Annotated in this window: 20 protein-coding genes, 1 tRNA gene and 1 riboswitch; of the genes, 5 read left to right on the forward strand and 16 right to left on the reverse strand. The window is 57.4% G+C overall.

All coding sequences use genetic code 11. The features are described from left to right. Window positions 1-122: 122 nt before the first annotated feature. From C7476_RS14620 to C7476_RS14655, 8 genes are read right to left on the reverse strand one after another with little or no spacing between them, the layout of a single operon-like run. Window positions 123-2,555, reverse strand: a complete 2,433-nt coding sequence (locus tag C7476_RS14620) for a VirB4 family type IV secretion/conjugal transfer ATPase (RefSeq protein ID WP_114430637.1) — start codon at window positions 2,553-2,555, stop codon at window positions 123-125. Continuing rightward, window positions 2,552-2,830: a VirB3 family type IV secretion system protein gene (locus tag C7476_RS14625; RefSeq protein ID WP_245426347.1), complete on the reverse strand. Its 279-nt coding sequence runs from the start codon at window positions 2,828-2,830 to the stop codon at window positions 2,552-2,554. The genes C7476_RS14620 and C7476_RS14625 overlap by 4 nt, the downstream gene beginning before the upstream one ends. 26 nt (window positions 2,831-2,856) lie before the next feature. Beyond that, window positions 2,857-3,153, reverse strand: coding sequence for a TrbC/VirB2 family type IV secretion system protein (locus C7476_RS14630; RefSeq protein ID WP_114430639.1), 297 nt, complete (start codon window positions 3,151-3,153; stop codon window positions 2,857-2,859). Window positions 3,154-3,157: 4 nt separating this feature from the next. Then, a complete protein-coding gene (locus C7476_RS14635; RefSeq protein WP_114430640.1) occupies window positions 3,158-3,826 on the reverse strand; it encodes a lytic transglycosylase domain-containing protein in 669 nt (222 codons plus the stop codon). Further along, window positions 3,823-4,938: a P-type DNA transfer ATPase VirB11 gene (gene virB11, locus C7476_RS14640; RefSeq protein ID WP_114430641.1), complete on the reverse strand. Its 1,116-nt coding sequence runs from the start codon at window positions 4,936-4,938 to the stop codon at window positions 3,823-3,825. Before virB11 ends, C7476_RS14635 begins: the two co-directional genes overlap by 4 nt. Next, a complete protein-coding gene (gene virB10, locus C7476_RS29115) occupies window positions 4,935-6,296 on the reverse strand; it encodes a type IV secretion system protein VirB10 (protein WP_114430642.1) in 1,362 nt (453 codons plus the stop codon). Before virB10 ends, virB11 begins: the two co-directional genes overlap by 4 nt. A gap of 1 nt (window position 6,297) precedes the next feature. Beyond that, on the reverse strand, window positions 6,298-7,107 hold the full coding sequence (virB9, locus tag C7476_RS14650; RefSeq protein WP_245426349.1) for a P-type conjugative transfer protein VirB9: 810 nt from the start codon (window positions 7,105-7,107) through the stop codon (window positions 6,298-6,300). Next, window positions 7,104-7,817: a VirB8 family type IV secretion system protein gene (locus tag C7476_RS14655; protein ID WP_114430643.1), complete on the reverse strand. Its 714-nt coding sequence runs from the start codon at window positions 7,815-7,817 to the stop codon at window positions 7,104-7,106. The genes virB9 and C7476_RS14655 overlap by 4 nt, the downstream gene beginning before the upstream one ends. 402 nt (window positions 7,818-8,219) lie before the next feature. Here C7476_RS14655 and C7476_RS14660 point away from each other — a divergent pair, with 402 nt between their 5' ends. After that, window positions 8,220-9,482: an adenylate/guanylate cyclase domain-containing protein gene (locus C7476_RS14660; protein ID WP_114430644.1), complete on the forward strand. Its 1,263-nt coding sequence runs from the start codon at window positions 8,220-8,222 to the stop codon at window positions 9,480-9,482. 197 nt (window positions 9,483-9,679) lie between these two features. After that, the gene (locus tag C7476_RS14665; protein ID WP_114430645.1) at window positions 9,680-10,741 is read left to right on the forward strand and encodes a GSU2403 family nucleotidyltransferase fold protein; all 1,062 of its coding nucleotides are present in this window, start codon (window positions 9,680-9,682) and stop codon (window positions 10,739-10,741) included. Window positions 10,742-10,799: 58 nt separating this feature from the next. Here C7476_RS14665 and gcvP read toward each other — a convergent pair whose 3' ends face one another. The 4 genes from gcvP to C7476_RS14685 form a co-directional block, all read right to left on the reverse strand. Beyond that, the gene (gene gcvP / locus C7476_RS14670) at window positions 10,800-13,601 is read right to left on the reverse strand and encodes an aminomethyl-transferring glycine dehydrogenase (RefSeq protein WP_181872450.1); all 2,802 of its coding nucleotides are present in this window, start codon (window positions 13,599-13,601) and stop codon (window positions 10,800-10,802) included. Between the two features lie 3 nt (window positions 13,602-13,604). Continuing rightward, on the reverse strand, window positions 13,605-13,973 hold the full coding sequence (gene gcvH / locus C7476_RS14675) for a glycine cleavage system protein GcvH (RefSeq protein WP_114430647.1): 369 nt from the start codon (window positions 13,971-13,973) through the stop codon (window positions 13,605-13,607). Between the two features lie 5 nt (window positions 13,974-13,978). Beyond that, entirely contained in the window at window positions 13,979-15,082 is a 1,104-nt protein-coding gene (gcvT, locus tag C7476_RS14680) for a glycine cleavage system aminomethyltransferase GcvT (protein ID WP_114430648.1), read from the reverse strand. 156 nt (window positions 15,083-15,238) lie between these two features. Continuing rightward, window positions 15,239-15,337: riboswitch (glycine riboswitch) on the reverse strand. A 132-nt stretch (window positions 15,338-15,469) separates the two neighbouring features. Further along, a complete protein-coding gene (locus C7476_RS14685; RefSeq protein WP_114430675.1) occupies window positions 15,470-16,516 on the reverse strand; it encodes an adenylate/guanylate cyclase domain-containing protein in 1,047 nt (348 codons plus the stop codon). 206 nt (window positions 16,517-16,722) lie between these two features. On the opposite strand from C7476_RS14685, the gene C7476_RS14690 reads away from it, so the two are divergent. Both C7476_RS14690 and C7476_RS14695 read left to right on the forward strand, forming a co-directional pair. Beyond that, complete coding sequence (locus C7476_RS14690; protein WP_114430649.1) at window positions 16,723-17,709, forward strand: ATP-binding cassette domain-containing protein; 987 nt, start codon at window positions 16,723-16,725, stop codon at window positions 17,707-17,709. Then, on the forward strand, window positions 17,709-18,515 hold the full coding sequence (locus C7476_RS14695; protein ID WP_114430650.1) for an ABC transporter permease: 807 nt from the start codon (window positions 17,709-17,711) through the stop codon (window positions 18,513-18,515). Before C7476_RS14690 ends, C7476_RS14695 begins: the two co-directional genes overlap by 1 nt. A gap of 180 nt (window positions 18,516-18,695) precedes the next feature. Here C7476_RS14695 and C7476_RS14700 read toward each other — a convergent pair whose 3' ends face one another. The 3 genes from C7476_RS14700 to C7476_RS14710 are packed head-to-tail and all read right to left on the reverse strand — an operon-like array spanning window position 18,696 to window position 23,154. Then, the gene (locus C7476_RS14700) at window positions 18,696-21,095 is read right to left on the reverse strand and encodes an aldehyde dehydrogenase family protein (RefSeq protein ID WP_181872447.1); all 2,400 of its coding nucleotides are present in this window, start codon (window positions 21,093-21,095) and stop codon (window positions 18,696-18,698) included. A gap of 10 nt (window positions 21,096-21,105) precedes the next feature. After that, window positions 21,106-22,110, reverse strand: coding sequence for a deoxyribose-phosphate aldolase (deoC, locus tag C7476_RS14705; protein ID WP_114430651.1), 1,005 nt, complete (start codon window positions 22,108-22,110; stop codon window positions 21,106-21,108). A 48-nt stretch (window positions 22,111-22,158) separates the two neighbouring features. Next, window positions 22,159-23,154, reverse strand: a complete 996-nt coding sequence (locus tag C7476_RS14710; RefSeq protein ID WP_114430652.1) for a sugar-binding transcriptional regulator — start codon at window positions 23,152-23,154, stop codon at window positions 22,159-22,161. A 198-nt stretch (window positions 23,155-23,352) separates the two neighbouring features. On the opposite strand from C7476_RS14710, the gene C7476_RS14715 reads away from it, so the two are divergent. Beyond that, a complete protein-coding gene (locus tag C7476_RS14715; RefSeq protein WP_114430653.1) occupies window positions 23,353-24,294 on the forward strand; it encodes a threonine/serine dehydratase in 942 nt (313 codons plus the stop codon). Window positions 24,295-24,391: 97 nt separating this feature from the next. Here C7476_RS14715 and C7476_RS14720 read toward each other — a convergent pair. Beyond that, window positions 24,392-24,468: transfer RNA gene (locus C7476_RS14720), tRNA-Met, on the reverse strand. Window positions 24,469-24,570 lie beyond the last annotated feature (102 nt).

A 24,570-nucleotide genomic window follows, 5' to 3' on the forward strand; every position in this document is an offset into this window, starting at 1 on the left:
ATCGTCAGATGAATAAGACAAGGCCGAGGCGGGCAGGTCGCAAGGCATCTTCAGTTTATGACCGCCCCCGCACGCCACGCACAATGCAGCGGCGAAAAGCGCGACGCTAACCGATATGATTCTCACGGCCTGTCTCCTTGCCCGCAAAACATCGGCAGCCATTGTTTTGGATCATCCCCGAGCTGCTCACGCAAAACCGTCAGTTCGTGGACAGTTTCGGTCCGGCCGGACAGCACCTTCAAAAGATCGTCCATGCCGTTCAGACGAAGTCTTGCTATCACCGATTCCTGACCGTGTTTGATCAGAAAGGAGCGGCTGGCCGGATCCGTTGTCTTGATCCATTCAACTTCCCGCGAGGAGAGTCCGAGCCCGCTGCCGTGACTCTCCAGATCGGCGCGTGGATTGGGGAAGAAAATATGCGTCGCACTCTGTTCGATCAGCGTGTTGGCGATTTGGGAATTGACGATATCCGAGGCGCTTTGCGTACCGAAACCGATAATCCCGTTGAACTTGCGGATCGTCTTCATTTTGTCGCGGATGAAGGTCGCGAACACCGGATCTTCGAGTAGCCGCCAGCCTTCATCGAGAAAGATCAGGACAGGATTGCCGTCGAGCAATTCGTCCAGCCGGTGAAAAATATACATCAGCGCAGCGCTGCGGGTGAGGGGATCGTCCAGGATTTTCGTCATGTCGAACCCCGAAACCTCGGACCAGGTGAAACGATCCTGCGGATTGTTGAACAACCAGCCCATTTGATCAGGGCGGAGCCACTTTTCGAACCGGGCCAGAAGATCGTCATCGCCGGCGCGTATCCGGCCACGCAGCAAGGTTGCAAAGGCCGGCAGAGACCGGCCATCCGGTCCGGTCGACATGATCTGACCAATTGCTGCGCGGATGACGCTTTCCTCGCTGGCAGGCAGCGACAAGCCATCGGGGCGGCGCAGCATCAACGAAAACAACTGGAACAGAAACTCGCGATTTCCCGCAGTGTCGGGCAGGGCGAGGGGATTGAAACCAGTCGGCGCACCTGGTTGAAGGACTTCGTAGTTGCCTCCCAGTGCTCGAATGAAAATTTCGCCGCCGCGATCCTTGTCGAAAAAAATGCAGCGCGGTGTTGGTTTGATGCGCTGCGACTGCGCCATAAGAAAGGAGAGGGCCACCGTCTTGCCTGAGCCGGATGGTCCTACCATGGTGAAATTACCGAGATCACGGACGTGAAAATTAAAGAAATAAGCGCTTTGGCTGGTCGTCTCCAGCAGCGAAATGGCGCTGCCCCAGTGATTGCCCGCCTTCTGGCCGCTGGGAAAATTATGCAACGACAGAAATCCGGCAAAATTCTTGGACGAAATCATTGCCGACCGGGCGATATATGAAAAATTGCCAGGCAGCTGCGCCCAGAATGCTGCTTCGCAGTTCAGATCCTCGCGGAGCCAGATGATGGATTGGTCGGTGAGAGTAGCGCCAACGGAGCGAATGCAGCGATCAAGCTCAGCTTTGTCGTCGCCAAGACACATCACAGACAGGTGATGTTCTCCGTAGATGGAGCGTGAGCTCAGAAGCTCATCGCGTGCACCTGCGAGTTGATTCCCGACAATCGAACCAGCCTCATCGGCCATGGAAATCTGGCGGTAGACACGCTCCATCTGGTTCTGCGCCACAGGCTTGTCGACAATGGAAAAACTCTGGCTGACAATAAATTCGTGCGGAACCTTCAGCAGCCCGTCGAGCAGGAGAGGGCCCGTATAGGATGGATATTCGCGCACGGACAGCATGGCACCGAGCCGTGAGTCTCTTGGCGGCGTCGCACCGACGAACTCTATAGCATTGCGCCCGAAGTGCAGCCGCTTCATCGCAAGTGCACCATCGAGCGGCATACGCGGCAAACGCATGGAGACCGGATCGAGCCCGTTGAGTATTTGAACGAGAAATTCCAGCGGCTCGGAGAAATAATTTCCCGGCTCAGGTTCACGGATACCTAGAATACGAGCCTGATAATCCTGCAGGACTTCGCGTACGCCCAGAACTGCGTCGTGAAGTTCGCGAAGCTCCTCGTCCTCTCCCTGCCGTGCACCCTTTGCCTGGTCTTTGACGCCACGGCCAGCAAACAGGCTACGAGTCAAGCTGTCGATCAGTCCGACCTGACCGCGCAGGGGCCGGCGGACGACCGTGATATACATGTCATTGACGAACATGCGCCGCTCTTCGAGCTGCGCCATGTAGCGGCGGTTCAATTCAGCTGCAAATTGATTGTCGAATTCGCCCTCGAGCTTCGGCTCAAGCCGGCGCCGGATCATGTGACCATAGACCGCGTAGCGGCTGCTGCCGAGCGAACGCAGGATCGTATTACGCCCCTCAAGCTTGCCATTGATCTGCGCCATGTCCGCAGTCTCGAAACAAAAACCATCGAGCTTGATCGTACTTAAGAGCAGCCCGTCCTTGGTGCGCAACACCGTGTCATCGACATGGCGTGCGTAGGGAACGTGCGTGGCAACCGAGCGCTCTCGCTTGGCTTGTGCTCCAAAACGCATCTCCTTGCGCACCAGACGCGACATCATGTCTGGTCCCCCGGTGCATAGCTTTTGACGCCCCACAGGACTTTCGACTGTGGAGGAGTCCTTGCGCCCTTGACCCGGAGAATGTTGAAAATCTGCTCGTCGCGCAGCGTCAGGAAATAGCCGAAACTATGGATCGGCATCACCAGGAATAGCGTGAAGAGGCTCTTGGTTGCGAGGAAGACCACCGCAGTAACCACCATGTTGAACATGGCATACATGTACGGCACGCCAAAAAGCGTCGGTGCTCTCGTCAGGGCCTTGACCAGGGGGGTCATGTCCGGCGCATCCTCGGTCATCTATTTCAATGACCCAAAGCGTTCTGAAAGAACGCGACGATCTGCGTCGAGCCGAAGACCAGCACAATCCCCATAATCACGGAACCGGCGATGCTCCAGGTGAAACGCCCCGACCAGGCGAGAAAGCCGCAGCTGATAACGGCCAGGATTGCGAGCATCGAGGCAATTGGACCGGTGAGAATTGAAATAAGGGTCTGCAGCACACCTGTCACCGGTTGCAGGCTCTGTGCAAAGGCATCCCCGGCAAAAATTGTGAACGATAACAATACGAAAGCTTTGAAAATTTTTGAACGTAAAAACATTGAACTACTCCACATGAAGAACAAATCCTTGGGACCACGTTTCCCGACTGCCGTCCTCGGGCTTTTCTTGTTTGTTTATCGTGCCATTTCCGCGTGCCTTGGCTGCCGGCCTTTCGAGCGGTTTCCAACCATAGAGATCGGTGAGAATGGCAGAGACGTAGCGAACGGTTTCCGGATAAAATGGAACGCCGCGGCTTTGCTCGACAGCCCCTTCACCGGCATTGTAGGCAGCAAGCACATAAAGCGGGTTTTGGTATTTTTTCTGCAGCAGACGCAGATAGCGGATCGCGCCGCGCACATTGTCTTCTGGATCGCAGATATCGACATCGAAACGCTTCGCCGTTGCCGGCATCAGTTGCATCAAGCCGACCGCGCCCGCACTTGAGACGCTGTTCATGCGGAAGCCGCTTTCTTGCCGGGCGATCGCCAGCACGAGATCAAGGTCGAAGCGTTCCTCTCCGGCAATCTTGCGGACAACAGTCTCACCCTGAACTGCATCGATTGGCGGAGTAGGATTGCAGGCCGCAGCCGGCGCGCCGGCCTTGTTCGAAGCTGCGTCGTCCTGAATCACTGTAATCTTCAGAGGCTGTTCGCTGGATGCAGCATATCCGGCGTTGCAAAAGACCAACCCGAAAGCGATGGTGATAGCCGAAAACAAATTACTCCTGTTCATTGGGTTCGCCCTATCGAAACAATGCCGGCGTTCTCAAATCTGGTTAGATCGTTGCTCGTGAGTGCCGCCGGTCGCTGCAGATTGGCCCGAACGAAGGGAGCGTAGAAAATTTCCGTGACAACGCCGGGACGGCCATTTCGACGGCCAAGCTGGATGACCAGTGGCAATGTCGTCTGCAGCGTATCGACAATCTCGGTCTTGCTCAGTCCGAGCCCGCCCCCGGCGCCGCTTTGCATAATGAGAAGCGCAAGCCGCGTATAGGCGGCACGCGGAGAGTTGGCATGAACCGTCGAGAGAGAGCCAGGGTGGCCGGTATTGATTGCCTGGAGGAAGTCCAGCGCCTCGCCACCGCGTACTTCACCGAGCAGCAATCGATCCGGCCGCATGCGCAGAGATGCCTCGACCAGGTGACGCGGCTCGATGCGGGCGATATTCTGGTTGCCGCGCGTGGCGATAAGACGAACATGGTTCTCCTGTGGAGGTGTCAGCTCCGGCGTATCCTCAATGGTGATCAATCGCTCGTGCGCCGGAATCTCCTGCATCAGCGCATTCAGAAAGGTCGTCTTTCCGGAACCCGTGCCGCCAGAAACCATAATGGACACGCGCCGTTGCACGGCTTCACGCAAAAACGTCCAGATATCCCCCGCAGCGAGCAATTTGCACAGACTGCCTTCGTCGTCTGTAAAGTCATGCGCACTGTCCGTCACCAACGCAGAGTCGAACGCTCCAGAAGCTGCATAATCGGAAAGGAAAAGCCTGCGCGCGACCTGTCGGCGGATGACAATAGCGCCCCCTTGCGGCGCGGCGGGCGGCAGTACAACCTGAATTCGCGCGCCGTCCGGCAGCGCGGCCGACAACAGCGGCTCTTCGTCGTTGATGAATTGGTGACTCGCCGCGGCAACGCGTTCCGCCATGAAGCGAATACGCTCAGCCGTCAATTCTGGCACCGCATGGCGCACCATCGCCGCGCCCGAGCTTCCCCCTGCATGTTCGATGAACACGGCGCCCGGCCGATTGATGCATATCTCGACGACATCCGGCGTTTGAAGAAAGTGCCTCAGGGGAGCAAACGCCAAATCGATCAATTCGGAGAGGGGCACTGCAAGGCTCACGGCGTGCCCCCCTTGTAGACTGGCTGTGTGCCTTCTCCTGTATCCCAGCCGCGCCCCTTCTTTAGCTCCTTGAGCTTCTGCATGACCGGATCCGGGTAAAGATCGGAGAAATCGAGATCGCGCCGCACGAATATGGAAACAGGCGTCCCCTGATCGATCGTAATGGTCGGCGGAATGTTGATCTGCGCCTTCAGTGCCTCCTGGGCGAGCTGCGTGAAATTCTGAACTGCAAGCGCCGCGCCTTGCATCGCGAGATCGTTGCCTGCATTGTTGTCATCAGGATAGATTGTATTGACCGTTACCTTACCGGTAGTTGGGTCAGTCGTCGTAGTCTGGATAGGGCCGCCATAATAAGTTCGGTTCCGCGTCCCGCCACCACTCGCAGCAATCAACTGCGTGCCCGCACTTATAATGCTCAGTACACCCGCCGCGCCGAACCGCTTCAGGTAATGGTTGTTGACATTGCCGGCAGATCCCGACCGGCCGAGTTCATCCGTGCCGATAGAACCGAGATTCATTGAAACGCCATCAGCGCGCATGAGCCGCGTCCAGACGATAAAGGCACGGGTCTGACCCTGTGCAACGCCGGCATTGTATTCGCCGATCATGCGCGACGCGGCCGGGATGAGAATCCGCCTTCCATCGAACGACCATATATCCTCGGTGGTCACGGCCCGCACCATGCCAGGCAGATCCGTCTGCACGGCCGTTTCAAGAACCCCGCGGATCATCGTACCCTGCGGCACAAGTGCATCGATGCGCTTTGTACGTTCGGCCTTTGCAACTTCAACCGGCTTGGTTGCCATGGCAGACAAAAACTGCCCGTTAGGATTGGCGTCCTGGAATGTAGCGGCTGCTTTCTCGGCATCCGTCGGTGGTTTTGGCTGTTCGGCTGCCAGTCCTTCGGTTTGACCGGTTTCGGTCACGACCATCGGGGAGCGATAGCGTTCCCACTTTTTCTCATCAGTTTCGGATTCCCGCGCCAGCCGCTCCGCCTCAGCCATTCGCCGGGCTTCCTCATTCGCCTGCAGTCGCGCTCGTTCGGCAGCGGCATCTGCTTCAGCCCGCGATGGTTCCGCCGCAGGCATCGGCTCAGGCGTTGTAGGTAGCTCTTTTACCGGAGGAGGGACTGCTAGTTGAACTTTGCCGACTGGCGACAACAAGTTCTCATCACTGGTATCGACATTATCAGGCGTCGACGGACGTTGGAGCCAGAAGGGCATTGCCAGCAACGGCAGACAGACCAACGCGAACAGCAAGATCAACGCTGCCTTGCTCAAACCGCGCTTCGGCTCGGCAAGCTTCGATCGTGCGGCTTCTTCGACTTCTACGTTGAGATGGTAATCGGGATCAGGCATCTCACCTCATCCTTGTGTCGGAGGAGTTGCTGGTAGCGGCGGCAACCGGGACGCCTTTTTTCAAGTTGAAAAGGCAGAGCGCGTAGTCGCTGCGCCGCAACATCCATTGCCTGGCGATCTTGTCGACGACGATATAATCTCCCTCACGGCGGAAATTAGCGAGTATCTCGCGCTTTCCACCTTCGACGATGAAGATGGCCGGGATGTCACCTTCAAAGCGAAACCAGGTCTTCACGCCATCGTCAAAAGCGTTGGTCGGTTTGAGTTCGCCGTCGCCACGAAAACTATAGTTGGTATTGGTATCCTGAAACCGAAAGTTGTCGCGGTTCGGCTCCGAAACGAGCCGTTGCGCTTCTGCCAGAAGCTTTGAATCCGCCTCTTCATCCGGATAACGGAATTTGACCATGTATGTCTGATCGCCTTCCGATTCCGGATGGGCGCGCAGGATGAAGGTGTAAACGTGCTTGTCGCTCACAACATTCATGTTCGTGGTCGTCTTCGCTTCCACAGGTTTCAGAAAGATGATATTGCCGCGTTTGTTGGGTTCGATTTTCCACGAAAGGCTATCACCGACCGCTACAGTCTCGATCTTTTCGGCATCCCCCAATACGACCATCGTCGAGACGCCGTGGCTCGCATCGACAGAGACCACATTGGCCGAATTATAAATGACCGTGCGAACGCGCGGATCCGCGGCGCCGCGGCGCGGGGCTATCTCGGCAAACGCCTGTGTCAGCGATCCTACAAGACCTACGCCAATCAGCATCAGCCGCATATAGGACGCGATCGGTTGCAAAAGCCGTGTGATCATTGCTGGCCACCGTTTGCGGGGACGCTTTCCTGATCGCGGCGGTAATCGATGATCTGGAAACCGAGCGGATTGTCGAAACGCCATTCATTGGTCATCGGCTCGCGCGAATGGCGGAAATGCATCAGCGCGACCCAGTGTTCCTCCGGTCCAGTATCCCGCCCTATGCGCTGCGTTGAAAACCGCACGATTGCCGTGCGGTTGTTGGGGACCTGCACCGACTTGATGGTCGGCAGCACACGCGTGGCGTTGCCAAAACGGTTTACGGGATTCGCCGGGCTGGACGGACCATAAAGATTAAGAAGGTCGCGCGCGGCGTCGCCGGTAGACAGCATCTGCGCCATGTCGAAATTGTCCTGCACAGCGGAAGGATCGTAGGTCTCCCGCGCTCTGATGTATCGTACGACGTTCATCCTTGTGACGGCCTCGGATTGTGTCAGATCGCCTTCCGCGAGAGGCCGCTTGATCTCCATGAAACCGGTGGTCTTGTCGACTTCGATGACATAAGGCTCAAAGCTCTTCAGCGGCAAAAGCAACGCCAGGCAAGCCATGGCTGTAACCGCGAGCAGTGCGCTGATACCGGCGACGATCCAGGCCACGTGGCGTGAACGCTTGACCGAACGGACGACATCGTTTTCCCAGCGGACCGCTTCGCTAAAATAGCGGGCGTCGATACCTGTTTTCTCTTCATGATTTGACGCGTGGTCACTCATAGAAAAAAGCTGGAAAATAACGCGAGGCACGCACGCGACACTTGAAATACTGGATTCAAAACCATTCCGCCTAAATCGGTTGAATTGTACGTCTTACGTAAAAAAATGCGGTTTAAACAAATTCAAAGTCAGTTGAAAATCGACCCTCGTGAAAGCCTACAACACAATGCGAGTATTTATTTGACCTATTTCTGTCAATGAGACTTAAGTATTATGAAATCGTCGTTCTATGCTACCAAATATGGAAATTTAAGACGATTTACAGTGAGTTAGGTTGTATTTGTACCGAGATACCTATCGTTGAAAATATTGAAAAACTCCGGCACGATACGCCGCCATAATCTTTGTGAAACAACTGCAACGTGTTAAGCCGTGGCTATCAGCAGTGCGAGCGCCAAAACCATGAACGAAGCCGATATCGTCGAAATTGAAACCTGGCTTGATCTGCAAGGATTGTCGGGCATGTCAGAAATGGACCTGTTCAACGGCTTCTGCGCGCGATGCCTTGCTGCAGGCATTCAGCTCGAACGTGCGAGCGCCTTTGTCGATACGCTTCATCCGATATATGAGGGCAGGGCATTCCCGTGGCGCCGGGACGGGGAGGTCGAAAAAGCCATCATCGAATATGGCTCCTCACAGCAAGGCGAAAGCGCTGACAACTGGCAGAATTCGACGTTCTACCATCTTCTGCAAATCGGCGAGGACGAGATGCGCCATCGGCTTGCCGAGGTTGATGATATCGGCTTCCGTCATCTGACGACTCTCAAGAGCGAGGGTTGTACCGATTATCTCGCTTTCATGAATCGGTTTTCGAGCGAAGGCAGCATCGGCGAGATGGATTGTTTCTATTCCTCCTGGTCGACCGCGGATTCAGCGGGTTTCTGCGAGAACGATGTGGACGCGCTCAGGCGATTGGTGAGGGGTCTCGCTCTCGCCGTCAAATGCGCTTCGCTCACGCGCATCGTCAGAACACTGGCCGATGTCTATCTCGGCCGTGATGCAGCGAAACGCGTGCTTGCAGGGAGGATCAACCGCGGTTCGGCCGAGCGCATCGAGGCAGTGCTATGGTATTCCGACTTGCGGGATTACACTCGCATCTCTGATGCGGCTGCACCTGATGCGATCATCCCCATGTTGAACGATTACGCTGAAGCCGTCATTGCATCGGTACAGGAGGCGGGCGGCGATGTATTGAAGCTGATCGGGGATGGCATACTTGCGATTTTCACCGAAGAGGATTCGGCAAGCGCGGCAACCGCCGCATTGAAAGCGCAGATGCACCTGCGCAAGCGCGTGGTAGTACTCAACAAGACGCGCAAAGCTAGCGGCGCACCCGCGACAGATGTCTATCTTGGCGTTCATATCGGCGAGGTCTTTTACGGCAACATCGGCAGCGATACGCGGCTGGACTTCACTGTTGTCGGACCTGCAGTCAACGAAGTCAGCCGCATTGCTTCGATGTGCCGGTCGGTCGATCAGGACGTTCTCCTTTCCGACCGCTTCGCCGCAGCTCTGCCTGAAGAACTGCGCGCGAAACTGGTATCCGTTGGCCGCTTCGCGCTGCGCGGCGTCGGTCGAGCGCAGGAATTGTTTACGCTGGATCCGATAATTCTTGAAAAATATAGAGCGGCTGGCCGTGCACAACACGCCGCCCGGTCTCAATAGGCATTCGCATGACATGGCGTACTCGGCCAGTCGGTAACCGGAAAATTGCATAAGCTTAATTATGGAACTTATTACGTTGTCCCTTTGTGCGCTGGATTTGGAAACTTAGGGATAATACGTTGTGAATCAGTATTTTAATCTCAAGTATATGTGATATTATCCCCTTTACGCCAGATAAGGCACCTAACAGGGATAAGATGAGTAAATTCAAAGAATTATCCTCTGAACAGATTCGCCAGCACATTGATACTGCGCAGGCTTACGAGGTCTATCGGACCAGCTTGAAGGAACATGAGCAGCGATTTTTAGGGTCGATGTCGTGGAAGAAAAGCACGAATGAAAAAGAATACCTCTATAAAAAGACCAGCGGCATATGGAAATCCCTCGGCGCCAGATCGCCTGAGACCGAGACGATTTATAATCAGTTCCACGCCGGCCGCGATAGCTCCAAGGAGCGCGTAGCGCGTCTGGCACAACGTCTGGATGAATTGGCTCCGGTCAATCGGGCCATGGCTTTGGGTCGTGTACCGCTTTTGACGGCACGTATTATCCGCGCACTCGACAAGCTCGGTCTCATGGGCACGGCGATTGATGTTGTGGGTACCAATGCACTGTTTGTCTATGAACGCATGGCTGCAGTTCACATTACCAGCGGATTGCTTTCGACGCAGGATGTCGACCTGTTGATGGATTCGCGGTTCAACCTGCGGCTGATAACCAGGGACTTTTCCCACAAGGGACTGATCGGACTCTTACAGAAAATCGATCATTCCTTCGTGCCGTTGGCCAAGAACGGCTACAGGGCAGCGAACCGCGACGGTTTTCTGGTGGATCTCATTAAACCCGTACCGAAAGACGTCATGTTATCAAAAGAGAAGACGCGTTTCAGCGCTGATGCCGACGATCTGCAGGCGATCGGAATCGAGGGGCTGTCCTGGCTGGTCAACAGCCCGAAAACGCAGGGAGTGGTGATTGATGAGAGGGGCTATCCCCTCTCCTTTTCCTGTCCGGATCCCCGAGCATTCGCGCTGCATAAATTGTGGTTATCACGGCGTGCCGATCGCGATGCGGCCAAGCGTATACGGGATGAACAGCAAGCGCGGATCGTTGCGAAGCTTATCGCCAAGCGTCTGCCGCATCTTTCCTTTGAATCCAGCGACTTGCAGGCCTTGCCGCTAGCATTGCGTCAGCTGGCAATGGAGCTCGTTCCTGCCACTGGCAACAGCAATGAAGAGTTGCGCCTCACACCAAACTGGTGACCGAAGCGCTATGAGCGCTGGAATATACCCAGCGCCCACCATTTAACGATTCAAGACCTCAGCTATAAGCCTGCATCGGCGGGCAAGAGCAAACCAGGTTACGGTCGCCAGCAACATTGTCGATACGCGAAACCGGCGGCCAATATTTCGGGTTGTCCTCGCTTTCGCCAGCCGGGAGGCTCGCCTCGCTGCGGCTATAGGGATGCGACCAGTCATCGGCCAGAACGTCACCGGCTGGATGCGGCGCATTGACCAGCGGATTATCGTCCTTTGGCCACTCACCGCTCGCGACTTTTGCCGCCTCGTTGGCAATGGCAATCATCGCATCGCAGAACCGGTCGATTTCACGCTTCGATTCCGACTCGGTCGGCTCGACCATCAGCGTTCCAGCAATCGGCCAGGACATGGTTGGCGCGTGAAACCCATAGTCGATGAGCCGTTTGGCAATGTCTTCGACGCTGATCCCAGCGCTGTCCTTCAATACCCGCGTATCGAGGATACACTCATGCGCCACACGGCCATTGCGCCCCTGGAATAGCACGGGATAGGTATCCTTCAGCCGTTCGGCAATGTAATTGGCATTGAGGATTGCCATTTCCGTGGCGCGCTTCAATCCGTCGCCGCCCATCATGCGGATATACATCCATGTGATCGGTAGAATCGAGGCGCTACCGAATGGTGCAGCCGACACCGCATGCCCTGAACCGTTAGCGACATGCCCGGGCAGGAATGGTGCCAAGTGCTTTTTAACGCCGATTGGCCCTACGCCTGGCCCGCCTCCGCCATGTGGAATGCAGAAGGTCTTGTGCAGGTTCATATGACAAACATCTGCCCCGATATCGCCGGGACGAGCCAGACCAACCAGCGCATTAAGGTTAGCGCCATCGAAATAAACCTGTCCGCCATGGCCGTGGATAACCGCGCAAATATCCTTCACACCCTCCTCGAACACACCGTGCGTCGAGGGGTAGGTGATCATCAGCGCCGCAAGATTGGCGCTGTGCATCTCCGCCTTGGCCTTCAGATCATCGAGATCAATGTCACCCGCCTCTTCGCAAGCGACGACGACTACCCGCATGCCCGCCATATGCGCGCTGGCCGGGTTGGTGCCATGTGCGGATTCCGGAATGAGGCAGACATCGCGATTGTCGTCACCGCGGTCGAGATGATAGCGGCGGATGGCAAGCAAGCCCGCATATTCGCCTTGGCTACCCGCATTCGGCTGCAATGAAACAGCATCAAATCCGGTAATCTCGGACAGCCACGCTTCAAGATCATTCGTCAGCGATTTATACCCGAGCGCGTGATCGGACGGCGCAAAGGGGTGCACATTGGCAACGCTTTGCCAGCTGACGGGCAGCATTTCCGCTGCGGCGTTGAGCTTCATCGTACAGGAGCCGAGCGGGATCATGGCTCGGTCTAGCGCCAGATCCTTGTCGGCAAGCCGGCGCAGGAAGCGCATCATCTCGGTTTCGGACCGCTGCTGATGAAATACGGCTTGGGTCATGAACCCTTCAGCCGGTCTCGTGCTTGGCAGCTTTACGCCGGGATCATTCGGCAAGCTTGCACCGAACAGCGCTGCAAGTGCGCTGAGGTCCCCGTCCGTCGTCGTCTCGTCAACCGTAATGCCGAGCCGGTCCTGATCAATCACACGGAGCAAGCGCCCACCCTTTTCGGCAGCATCGGCAATGGAAGCCGCCCTGCCGGGGACGCTGACCGTTATCGTATCGAAGAAGCGTTCGCCGCCAAGCTGGAGGCCGGCAGCCTCAAGTCCCGCCGCAAGACGCGCAGCTCTTGCATGAACTTGGGCTGCGATAGCCTGAAGTCCCTGCGGGCCATGCCAGATGGCGAAGGACACCGCCATATTGGCAAGCAGTGCCTGCGCGGTACAGATATTCGATGTCGCCTTGTCGCGGCGGATATGCTGCTCGCGAGTCTGCAGGGCAAGGCGGTAGCCCGGCCGTCCCTTGCTGTCTACCGACTGGCCAACCAGACGTCCCGGAATAAGCCGGGTCAGATTATCGCTCACTGCGAGATATGCTGCGTGCGGTCCACCATAGCCGATCGGAACGCCGAAGCGCTGCATGGAACCAGCGGCGATATCCGCTCCAAGCGAAGCGGGGGAAGCTGTGATTGTCAGTGCGAGGGGATCTGCGACTGCAATAACCAGCGCGCCGGCTGCTTTTGCAGCCTTGATGATCGCCGAGTGATCGCCGTAGACACCATAGGTGTCAGGCCAAGGCACGATGATCGCCGCGACGCTGGCATCGATCTCGCCGCCGTTCACGCTCATGCCAAGGGGCTCGGCGCGGGTCCTGACCACATCGAGAATCTGCGGATGCACTTCTCCGGCAAGTACTATGCGATCGCGCTTTTCGCGATGGTGACGATAGGCTATGCCAACGGCTTCCGCCACAGCGGTCGCCTCATCGAGCAGCGATGCGGATGCGACCGGCAAGCCTGTCAATTCCGTAACCAGCGTCTGGAAATGGAACAGCAACTCGAGCCGCCCCTGACTTATCTCTGACTGGTACGGTGTATAGGCGGTGTACCACGCAGGGTTTTCAAAGAGATTGCGCTGGATGACCGCAGGTACATGCGTGCCGTGATAGCCCTGCCCGATGAAGCTTTTATGGGTCTTGTTCTGACCCATCTTGAGGCTAAGTTCTGCCAGTGCTTCCGCCTCATTGGCAGCTTCGGGAATATTCAGCGGCCGTTCCAGACGAATGGATTTCGGTACAGCCTGTGAAATCAGCGTTTCCAGCGAGGGAATGCCCAGTGCCGCCAGCATTGCGCGCGAACCCTGTATGCTTGGGCCGATATGGCGGTCGGAAAACGGAAAAATGCTTTTGTTCATGATCGATCAACCAATAATCGCTTTGTAACCGGCTTCGTCGAGCAAACCGGTCAACTGGTCCGTGTCGGACAATTTCATCTTCCATAGCCAGCCATCGCCGGTTGCCGAAGAATTGACCAGCGCGGGATCGCTTGCCATCGCTTCATTGACTTCAGTCACTTCGCCGTCCAGCGGCGCATAGACATCCGAAGCCGCCTTGACCGATTCCACCACAACTGCGGCATCGCCCTTCGACAGGGATTGACCGACATCCGGCAATTGAACGAAGACGAGATCGCCGAGCTGGTCCTGCGCATGATCGGTAATGCCGACGGTGGCGATGCCGTCCTCGACGCGGACCCATTCATGATCTTCGGTAAAATAAGTGGCTGCCATCTGAATTATCCTTTGTGGTAGCGATGCGGGGTGAAGGGAAGTGAATGAACGTGGAGCGCAATGCGGTTACCGCGCACTTCAGCGAAAACCTGGGTACCAATGGGCGCGAAATCCTTGCCGACATAGCCCATCGCAACAGGAAAGCCTGCCGAAGGCCCGAAACCGCCCGATGTGACCACACCGACCGCATTGCCATGGATATCGACCAGAATGGAATCAGACCGGACCGGCTGGCGGCTATCGGGTTTCAGACCCACACGTTTTCTTGCCGGGCCCTTGGCGATCTTGTCGAGCAGAGCTTTGGCACCGATGAACCCAGCCTGTTCACGCACTGGCTTGGCGATCGCCCAGGTAAGACCCGCATCGACGGGATCGATCTCCGGCGCGATGTCCTGGCCGTGCAGGCAGAGGCCGGCCTCCAGTCGCAGACTGTCACGCGCGGCGAGGCCAACCCACGCCACGCGTTCGTCTGCAAGAAGCACGGTCACGAGTTCGCGCGCTTCATCTGGTGGCAGGCCGATCTCGAAACCGTCCTCGCCGGTATAGCCCGAGCGGCTCATGAACCAACCAGGCTTGGGCTCGAAGCCATGCATGAATGCAAGCTCTGTTCCGGGAACTCCGGCCACGCGCAGCACATCCACCGCCTGCGGTCCCTGAATAGCCAGGAACACGCGATCGAGCGTATTGATCCTGCAATCAAAGCCTTTCGCAACGTCGCGCAAATGCGCTTCGTCAGCGGCCGCATTGCCGGCATTGGCGACGACCATGAAATGGTCTCCGCCCAATCTCGTGACAATCAGATCATCGAGAATTCCCGCCTTCTCGTTGAGGAAGAATGTATATTTGGATTGCCCTGTAGCCAGCGCGTCCGCGTCTAACGGGCAAATATGGGAAAGCAGCGCCGCTGTTCCGGGTCCTGCAATATCGAACAGCTGCATGTGCGAGATATCGAACAGCCCGGCTTTCTCGCGCGTATGCAGATGCTCTTTCATCACCCCCAACGGATAGGTGATCGGCATGGACCAACCTGCAAACCCGCCAAAGCGCGCACCGGCGGCTTTATGCAGATCATCAAGCGGCAATGATTTCAAGTTTTCTTCAGCGCCCATTTTTACTCCAGAGTCGTGCAAAGATCCCCGCCACAAGGACGGACCGTTTCTTTGCCCCTCTGTCGGAAGCCTGAGAGACTCGCACAGCGCGGGACTTGCATCCGGCTGCACTTACACCTTCGGCGCGAGGTTTCCCTCGACTTTCCAGAGTTGTCTTATCCTTTTGCGGTTCTTGCTACCTGAGAGATTTCGGGCGATTTCCCCTTCGGTGGACCTGCACATCGCTGTGCAAAGACACTCTCCCGCAAATTGACAGGGCTTAGATTCTACAATCGAAGACCCTCGACGAAGATGACCATATCGCACCGCACAAGCGCTGTCACCGCTTAATCCGCTGAATTGACGCTTTGTGGACAGAAATTGTCGAGGGCAGAATATGGCAGCAAATTAGGCACTCCGAGCCACCAGCTTAAAAGCAGGTTCCTTTGCCCGTATCAGCGCCATGACGCCGAGCGATTGGCCCCTGCCCTTCAGCGCGTGCTGGCCGAGATATTCGGCTTTGATGTCACCCGATAAATCCAGGCGTTTCGCCAGATCGCTCGAAATCAATACCGGCACGCCGAGCGTACGGCACAGACTTTCCAGACGGGCTGTCGTATTCACGGTATCGCCAAAATAAGCGATCTTGTGGTGATCTACTCCGACTTCTGCAGTGACAATAGGCCCGCCATGCAGAGCCACGCGCAAACGCGGTACCCGGCCGAATTTCTGCAGCCATTTATCGGCGTCGGCCTCGATCGCGTCTACAATCGCGAATGCACATTTCACGCAATTGCCTTGTCTCAACCCGCGGGCCATCGGCCAGGTTATGATCGCCGCATCGCCAATGTAATCGTCGATGGTGCCTCGATACTGTCGCACCGGTTTGGCAAAAGCCGTAAACAGCGCACTGAGAAACTGTTGCGCGCGCAGATCCCCGAATTCCTCGGCAAAAGACGTAGATCCGACAAGATCGATGAACAGGAATATCCGCTCTTCTTCAATGGGTTTGCGGTATCGGCCAAGAAGCAGGCTGGCGAAGACGTCCCGGCCAAGCAGTTCGCGGACGCGGGTGACAAAACTGAGGATCAGCGACACTCCCATCGTGTAGAGCAAGATATCCGCTGGTAAAATGACAGCCTCCTGCCAAGTGACCTTGAGACGCCCCAGGAACCAAAGCAGACCGCCACAGGCCGCGAAAGCCACGCTGACCATTAAATAGAAAACGAGAAGCGAGAAAATAATATAGGCCGGAGTCGAAAGAGATGTAACCCAGGCGTTCAGACGCGGCAGCAACAGGCCCCGCTCAAAAGCAATGACCGGAACACAGACGAACAAAGCAAAAATGGCGCCAATCAGCGACCAGTCATCATAAAATATCGCGCCGTAAACCACGCCGCTGACGGCGACGGCGCACAAAACGAAGATCCAGAACCCAAAGGAATATCTGTTCATGATATCAGCATCGTGAGCATTCAAGTTCTCCGAATCATAATGGCACGGCATTTCTAACTGTTACTCGTCCGGCGAGACGGCAGATTTCAGACGGCTCCCTGCGACACTTTGACAGAAAACGCCAGCATTGCTATCTATCCGCTCCGCCGCCGCCCATCTTGCCGCTGACTCATAACCGGCCAACTGCAAATTGAAGGACAGTGACGATGCCCGATACCGCCCGACCGCAGAAAGGTGCCGCCATCGAAGCGCGGGGCCTCAGCAAACATTTCGGCGATGTCCGTGCGGTCGATGGCATTGATCTCGATGTGCCGCGCGGCATGATATTCGGCATTCTCGGTCCGAACGGTGCCGGCAAGACCACGCTGCTGCGCATGCTGGCGACGCTGCTGCCTCCCGATGCAGGCTCTGCCAGGGTCCTTGGATACGACCTGGCGAAATCTCCTCACGATGTTCGCGCTTCGATCGCCATGACCGGACAATTCGCTTCGCTCGACGAGGATTTGACCGGGCGCGAAAACCTGATCCTGCTGGCGCGGTTATGGGGATTTCGCGGCCAGTCAGCGAAAAAGCGCGCCGATGATCTGTTGATCGCCTTCGATCTTGCAGATGCCTCCGCCAAACAGGTCAAGGATTATTCCGGCGGCATGCGGCGCCGGCTGGATATCGCAGCCTCGCTCGTGGTCACGCCGGGCGTCCTGTTCCTCGACGAACCAACGACCGGGCTCGACCCCATGGCACGAAAGAGCGTCTGGCGCATGATCCGCTCTCTCGCGGATGCAGGCGTTACCATACTTCTTACCACGCAATATCTGGAGGAAGCCGACCAGCTCGCCGCCCGCATCGCGGTGATCGACCATGGCAAAAAGATTGCCGAAGGAACCAGCCGCGAGCTCAAGACGGCAACGGGGTCGGGCTTCCTGCATCTGACATTGGTCGATGCAACACGTATCGCCGAAGCCGAACGGCTGCTGGAGGAAACAACCGGCAGCAAGGCGCAACGCAGTTCCGAAGGCTCGGCGCTGTCACTGATGGTTGATACGCCGCAAAACGCCAATCGCGCTATCGCGGCATTGATCGACGCGAATATCGAACTTGCCGATTTCTCGATGGGCGCGCCCAGCCTCGACGAGGTGTTCTTCGCTTTGACCGGGCACATCACCGAAAGCCAGCCTTCTCCGGGAGAAGCATGATGGACAACGAAACCGCAACGACTTCGCTCATCTATGCGGAGCGTCCGCCCCAGCCTTCAGCCCTGTCCAATGCGCTCGTCTTTGGCTGGCGCGCCGTGCTGAAATTCAAACACGTCCCGGAACAGCTCTTCGACCTGGTCATGACGCCGATCATGTTCACCCTGTTGTTCACCTTTGTGTTCGGTGGTGCGCTTTCAGGTTCTACAGCGGCCTATTTGCAATATTTTCTTCCAGGCATTCTGGTGCAGACCGTGGTGTTCAATTCGATGTACTCCGGCATGGGGCTGAGCACGGACCTTGGCAAGGGTCTGTTCGACCGGTTCCGTTCATTGCCGATATGGTCGCTGTCACCCTTCGCCGGCCTGATGGTCGGCGACATCCTGCGCCATCTGATTGCCTCCCTGCTTATCCTGCTCATCGGCATCCTACTTGGGTACAGGCCGGAAGCCGGCATCATCGGCGTCGTTGAAGCACTGCTCCTGCTAGTGGTGATCGGTTTCGGGTTCGGCTGGATATTTCTGGTGCTCGGGCTGGTCATGCGCACGCCCAGCACCGTTATGACCATGGCCTTTACCGGGATCATGCCACTGGTCTTCGCCTCCAACATCATGGTAGACCCTGCAACAATGCCTGGCTGGTTGAGGGTCTTCGTCGATGTCAATCCAGTGTCGCTGATGACGACTGCCATGCGCGGTCTAATGGCCGGAAATGCCACCGCAGCGCAGCTAGGCGCGGCGCTCATAGCCCCGGTATTACTGACTGCCTCCCTCGCACCGCTGACGCTTTGGCTCTATCGCCGCAAGTAAAGCCCCGGCCAGGCCGATTGCATAACCATCGTGCGCCCTTCGACAAGCTCAGGGTGAGGAGTTCGTTTGATTTCAGGGGAGCCAATGCCAAGATTCGCTGGCAGTTATCCTGCGACCTACTAACTCCCTCATGGTGAGCCTGTCGAACCACGCACAATGGTTCTGCAATTCATCGGCTAATCACTCTCCGTAGGGCACCCAGATATTCTTCACCTGCACCGCACGTCGCAGATAATCGCGACCTTGACCTTGCAGGTTGCTCAGCCAATCCCTTTGACGGCCATTATTGACCCATGTGGCCTTGAGGTTCCCGCACGAAGCCATTTCGACCATGGCGCTCCCCTCGTTCGAACCGACATACCAGATCGCATCCACCTCATCATGCTCTGCCAGCGTCTTCGCCAGTACATCGCGCTCGCCGGTGACTATATTCACCACGCCGCCCGGAAGGTCTGATGTGTCGATCACCTGATAGATACTGGTTGCCAATAGTGGATGCCGCGTCGAGGGCACGGTGACCACGCGGTTGCCCATGGCAATCGCCGGCAAGACCAGAGATACGAACGACAGCAGCGGCAATTCGTCGGGGCACACGATACCCATGACACCCCAAGGCTCGTTCATCGCCAATGTCACATGGCGCGATTTAGTCGAATGCACGGCGCCATCATATTTGTCTGCCTGGGCAGCGTAGTAGAAGATGCGGCGGAGCGCGACGGCAAACTCCTCGGCTGCGGCCTTTGCCGAAACGCCGGTACTTGTCTCCAGCAGTTCCTCGAATTCGGCCTGACGCGCGCTCAGGTTTTCGCCGAGATAGTACAGCACCTGCGCGCGGTTATGCGCCGTCGCGCCACCCCATGTGCCGGCTTTGGCCGCCGCCTCGACGGCGTTGCGAATGTCCTTGCGGTTGCCGAGCCCGGCCTGGCCAATGACCTGTCCGCCCTTGCCCAGCACCGAATAGCTGTAACCGCCGTCCGGACGCACCTGTTTGCCGCCGACATAATTCTTCGCCGTGCGGTCGATTGTGCCGCTGACAGCGACCTTCGCATCTCGATCCGGTGCCGCCGAAGGCTTGAACGTAGGTTCACTCTTCGCCTGAGGCAGACGCTTTTCCCAGTCGGCCGTCAGATATTCGTACAGACCCTCACGGCCGCCTTCACGACCGAAACCACTTTCGCGGTAGCCGCCGAACCCTGCGCCTGCATCAAGCAGGTTGGTCGAGTTGATCCAGACGACACCGGCCTTGACCCGCGCAGCCATATCGAGCGCCAGATTGATATTCTCCGACCAGATCGAGGCCGCAAGTCCGTACTTCGTGTTGTTGGCAAGCGCGATCGCCTCGTCCGGCGTGCGGAAGGTCGTCGCCGTGGCGACGGGACCAAAGATTTCGACTTCGCAGACCGTTGACGCAGGCTCGACATCGGTGAAGAAGCCGGGGGCGAAGTAGCTGCCCTTGGCGGGCAGTCTGACCGGTGCCTGCCACAACGTGCCGCCCTCAACCTTGCCCTGCTCGACCAGTGCCGAAACGCGTTTCAACTGCCCTGCCGAGACAAGCGCGCCGATGTCCATGGTCTTGTCCAGCGGATCGCCGACGCGCAGCGTCTCCATGCGCTTGCGCAGCTTGTTGTAAAACCGTTCCGCGATACCTTCCTGCACGAGGATGCGCGAACCGGCGCAGCAGACTTCGCCCTGGTTGAACCAGATGGCATCGACGACGCCTTCCACCGCCCCGTCCATGTCCGCATCTTCGAAGACGATGAACGGCGACTTGCCGCCGAGCTCCAGCGACACCTTTTTCTCCGAGCCGGCGATCTGTTCGCGAATGATACGTCCGACTTCAGTCGAGCCCGTAAACGCCACCTTGTCGATATCCTCATGGCCGCAAATCAGTGCGCCGGTTTCACCATCGCCATGCACGATATTGACCACGCCTGCCGGTAGGCCAACTTCATGGCAAACTTCAGCAAAGGCGATCGCCGTCAGCGGCGTCAATTCGGCCGGCTTGAGGACAACGGTGTTGCCGGCCGCCAACGCCGGAGCAATCTTCCACGCCAGCATCAACAGCGGGAAATTCCACGGGATCACCTGCCCGCACACGCCGACCGGAGAGAAGCCTTCGAACTCGGTCTCGACCATCTCGGCCCAGCCGGCGTGATGGTAGAAATGCCGGGCAACAAGCGGGATATCGATGTCGCGTGTCTCGCGGATGGGCTTGCCATTGTCCATGGTCTCGAGCACCGAGAAGAAGCGCTCACGCTTCTGGATATGGCGGGCGATGGCATAGAGATATTTGGCGCGCTCATGGCCCGGTAATTTGGACCACGTGCCGAAGGCGGCACGAGCGGCTTTCACCGCGGCATCGACGTCCGCTTTCGCACCGTGCGCGACCTTCGCCAGCACTTTTTCGTTGGCCGGATTGATCACAGCGAAGGTCTTGTGGCCTTCACTGTCGGTAAATTTGCCATTGATGAAATGACCGAAGCCCTTTTTGTTGGCATCAAGCCATGCGTGAGCGTCACTGTTGCTCTCCGGAGCGGGGCCATATTCCATGGTGCGAAGAATATCCTTGATCTGTCCCATGTTCTCTTCCTCAGGCTAGCGCGTGGCGCGAAGACGCGGCGTAGCGGCCCGTCACGTAATGTTCCAGCTGCCGTTCGATATCGCCGAGCATCGAACTTGCGCCGAGGCGGAAAAGCTCAGGCTGCATCCACGGCAGGCCAAGTTCTTCCTTCATCAGGATCAGCCAGTTCATCGCATCCTTGGCGGTCTTCATGCCGCCTGCCGGCTTGAAGCCGACAGTCTGGCCCGACAATTCGCCATAGTCGCGCAAGGCGCGCAGCATGATCAGGCTGACTGGAAGCGTGGCATTCACTTCTTCCTTGCCGGTCGATGTCTTGATGAAATCGGCGCCGGCCTGCATAGCAACCATCGAAGCGCGATAGACGTTGCGCAGCGTGTTAAGGTCGCCGGTAGCCAGGATCGCCTTCAGATGTGATTCGCCCGCCGCTTCCCGCATCTGCGCGATCTCATCGTACAGCGCTGACCAGTTCTGGGTCAGCACGTGTTCGCGCGTGATGACGATGTCGATTTCAGCGGCCCCCTCACCCACAGCATAGTGGATCTCGGCAAGGCGCTGCGGCAGCGGCGTGAGGCCAGCCGGGAAACCAGTTGCCACCGAGGCCACAGGTATGCCGGACCCCTGCAATGCCTTCACCGCATGCGGCACCATTGTCGGATAGACGCAAACAGCACCAGTCGTGATGTTCGCATCGGCCAGGCCAAGAGCCTCGAGGATATCCTCCCGCACCGGACGCCTTGCCTTGGCGCAAAGCCGATGGACGCGGCCCGCCGTGTCGTCGCCGGCAAGCGTCGTAAGATCGATGCAGGTGATGGCCTTTATCAGCCACGCCGCCTGATATTCCTTCTTCACCGTCCGGCGCGTCGTCAGCGTCGCAGCCCGACGCTCCGTCGCCGAGCGGTTGACGGCGATATCGTCAAACCAGTCGAGCGCAAGCTTGGTGCCCGCATTGCGTGCATGTGAGTGCTGCACAGCCAAATCCGTTCGCTTCGAAACCAATATTTCCTGGCGGTTCATGCGCGATCCTTCCTGTGATCGACACGGCAATTCGTCGCCTTACGCGTGTCAGACACCATTTTGATTCTCCAATGCATAGAGTGCCGTTGCTTCGTCCGTGATGATGACCGACACATAGCCCGCTTTCAACGCTGCAACGGCGACCCGGTGCTTTTCTTCACCCGCAACCACGCCGATGGCTCGCTGTTTGGTCTTCAGATGTTCGAGCCGCATGCCCACGGTGCGGTCGTCGATAGTCTCATCGATTATCCTGCCATTCTCATCGACAAACCGCCCAAGTATGTCGCCAACGGCGCCCGCATCCTTCAGCCTGTCCATATCGGCCTCGTCAAGATAGCCGTTGCTGAGCAGTACCGATTGATGGTTGATGCCACCCATGCTGAAGCACACGACATCGGCCTGCATGGCGAGTTGCAGCACACGCTCGATGATCGGGTCTTCTTCCAGCACCTCGCGCGTGCTTTTCTTGCCGACAATTGCCGGCACGGGCAGCAAGGTCGCGATCCCGTTGGCGGCGCGGGCAAATTCTTCCGCAACCGCGCTTGAATGCGTCGACGTCGACCGCAGATTGGTCGCGCCATTGACCAGCACAACATGCACGCCCGGGTTCCAGTTGCTCGGCAAAAATCGCGCAACGGCAGACATGGTGCGGCCCCAGGAAACGCCGATCAGTTCGGATTTCGGCGTGAGCCCGGCAAGATAGGTCGCCGCGGCTTGCGCCACGCGTTCGGTCAAAAGCGCGGAATCCGTCATGTCCCCGGACGGAACGACAATCGCGTCTTTGAGGCAATATTGCTGCTGCAATCGCACTTCGAGATCGGTCCGGCGCATGACCCTTGGAGTGATCTCTATGCGGACGACGCCGAGCTCTCTCGCCTCGGTCAGCAACCGGCCGATCTGCCAGCGGGTCAAGCCGAGTTCCGCCGCGATATCGCCCTGCGTCCACTCAAGGTCATAATAAAGCTTGGCGACGCGCACCATCAAATGTTCGCGCTGCTCGTCCGAAGGAAGCCTGTTCGATGATTGGAGGCGAATTTCATTCATAGCTGGGTCGCACCTCCCTTCACACAAGATTCAAGAACCCGCAAATGTGGATTTATTGCTCTTTTGTGAAGTGGTACTCCTGGACACGATTGGAGTCAATGACGGTTTCATACGGCTTAGCCAATGATCAATCGTTTGCACTTGCATCTCAGACTTCGTCACCACTATTGTCCGCACCGTCCTTCAAGCGAGAATCCCATGAACTCCCTGATCACACCTGAACGAATTGCCGAGATAGAGCGGTTGATCCGTCCGCATATCCGTCACACACCAACCCTGCGCGTCGACATGATTGAATTCGGGCTTGCACCGTGTCCGGTCGATCTCAAGCTGGAATATTTGCAGCACTCAGGCTCGTTCAAGGCGCGCGGTGCTTTCACCAATCTCCTGACCCGTTCCATTCCGGAGGCTGGTGTCGTGGCGGCGTCCGGTGGCAATCACGGCGCCGCGGTCGCCTACGCCGCCATGCGTCTCGGCGTGCCCGCAACGATCTTCGTTCCGGGCGTCAGTTCCCCGGCCAAGGCTGAACGCATCCGTGGCTATGGTGCAGCTCTTGTCATCGGTGGCGATCGTTACGCCGACGCCTTGGCCGCGAGCGAGAAATTTGTCGAAGACAACGGCGCCCTGGCTATTCATGCCTATGACCAACCCGAGACGCTAGTCGGTCAGGGTACACTCGGCGCCGAGATCGAAGCTGACCTTCCCGATATAACGACACTCTTGGTTGCAGTTGGCGGCGGTGGACTGATCGGCGGCATCGCTGCATGGTTCAAAGGCCGGGTGAAAATCGTGGCCGTTGAACCGGAGGGCTCGCCGACTCTTCATATGGCGCTGGCGGCCGGTCAGCCAGTCGATGCGCCGGCGGAAGGTATCGCCGCCGATTCGCTGGCACCCAAACAGGTGGGCAGGTTGATGTTTCCGATCGCCCAGGCTTTCGTCGACCGGTCTGTACTCGTCGTCTCTGACGACGATATTCGCGCGGCGCAGCAGGCGCTCTGGGACAAGATACGCATCGTCGCCGAGCCGGGCGGTGCCGCCGCCTTCGCCGCACTGTTTTCCGGCAAGTATGTTCCGGCACCCGATGAGCGGGTGGCAGTTCTCATCTGCGGTGCGAATACAACTGCTGTAAAATTCGACTGAGGCTTTCAGTTGTTTTGAGTGAACCCCAACGCAAAAAACCCCGCTTGACGCGGGGTTTTGTGTTTGTACTGAGTTGAATGAGAAGCTGGAAGTGATCTGGTTGCGGGGACAGGATTTGAACCTGTGACCTTCAGGTTATGAGCCTGACGAGCTACCGGGCTGCTCCACCCCGCGTCATAGTTCTGTGTGTTGTTGTGAGATTTGTTTATGAACGTTGCGTTTGGCAGACCTGGCAGCGACCTACTCTCCCGCGTCTTGAGACGAAGTACCATTGGC

The sequence above is a fragment of the Phyllobacterium bourgognense genome (assembly GCF_003337575.1).
Taxonomy (GTDB): Bacteria; Pseudomonadota; Alphaproteobacteria; order Rhizobiales; family Rhizobiaceae; genus Phyllobacterium; species Phyllobacterium bourgognense.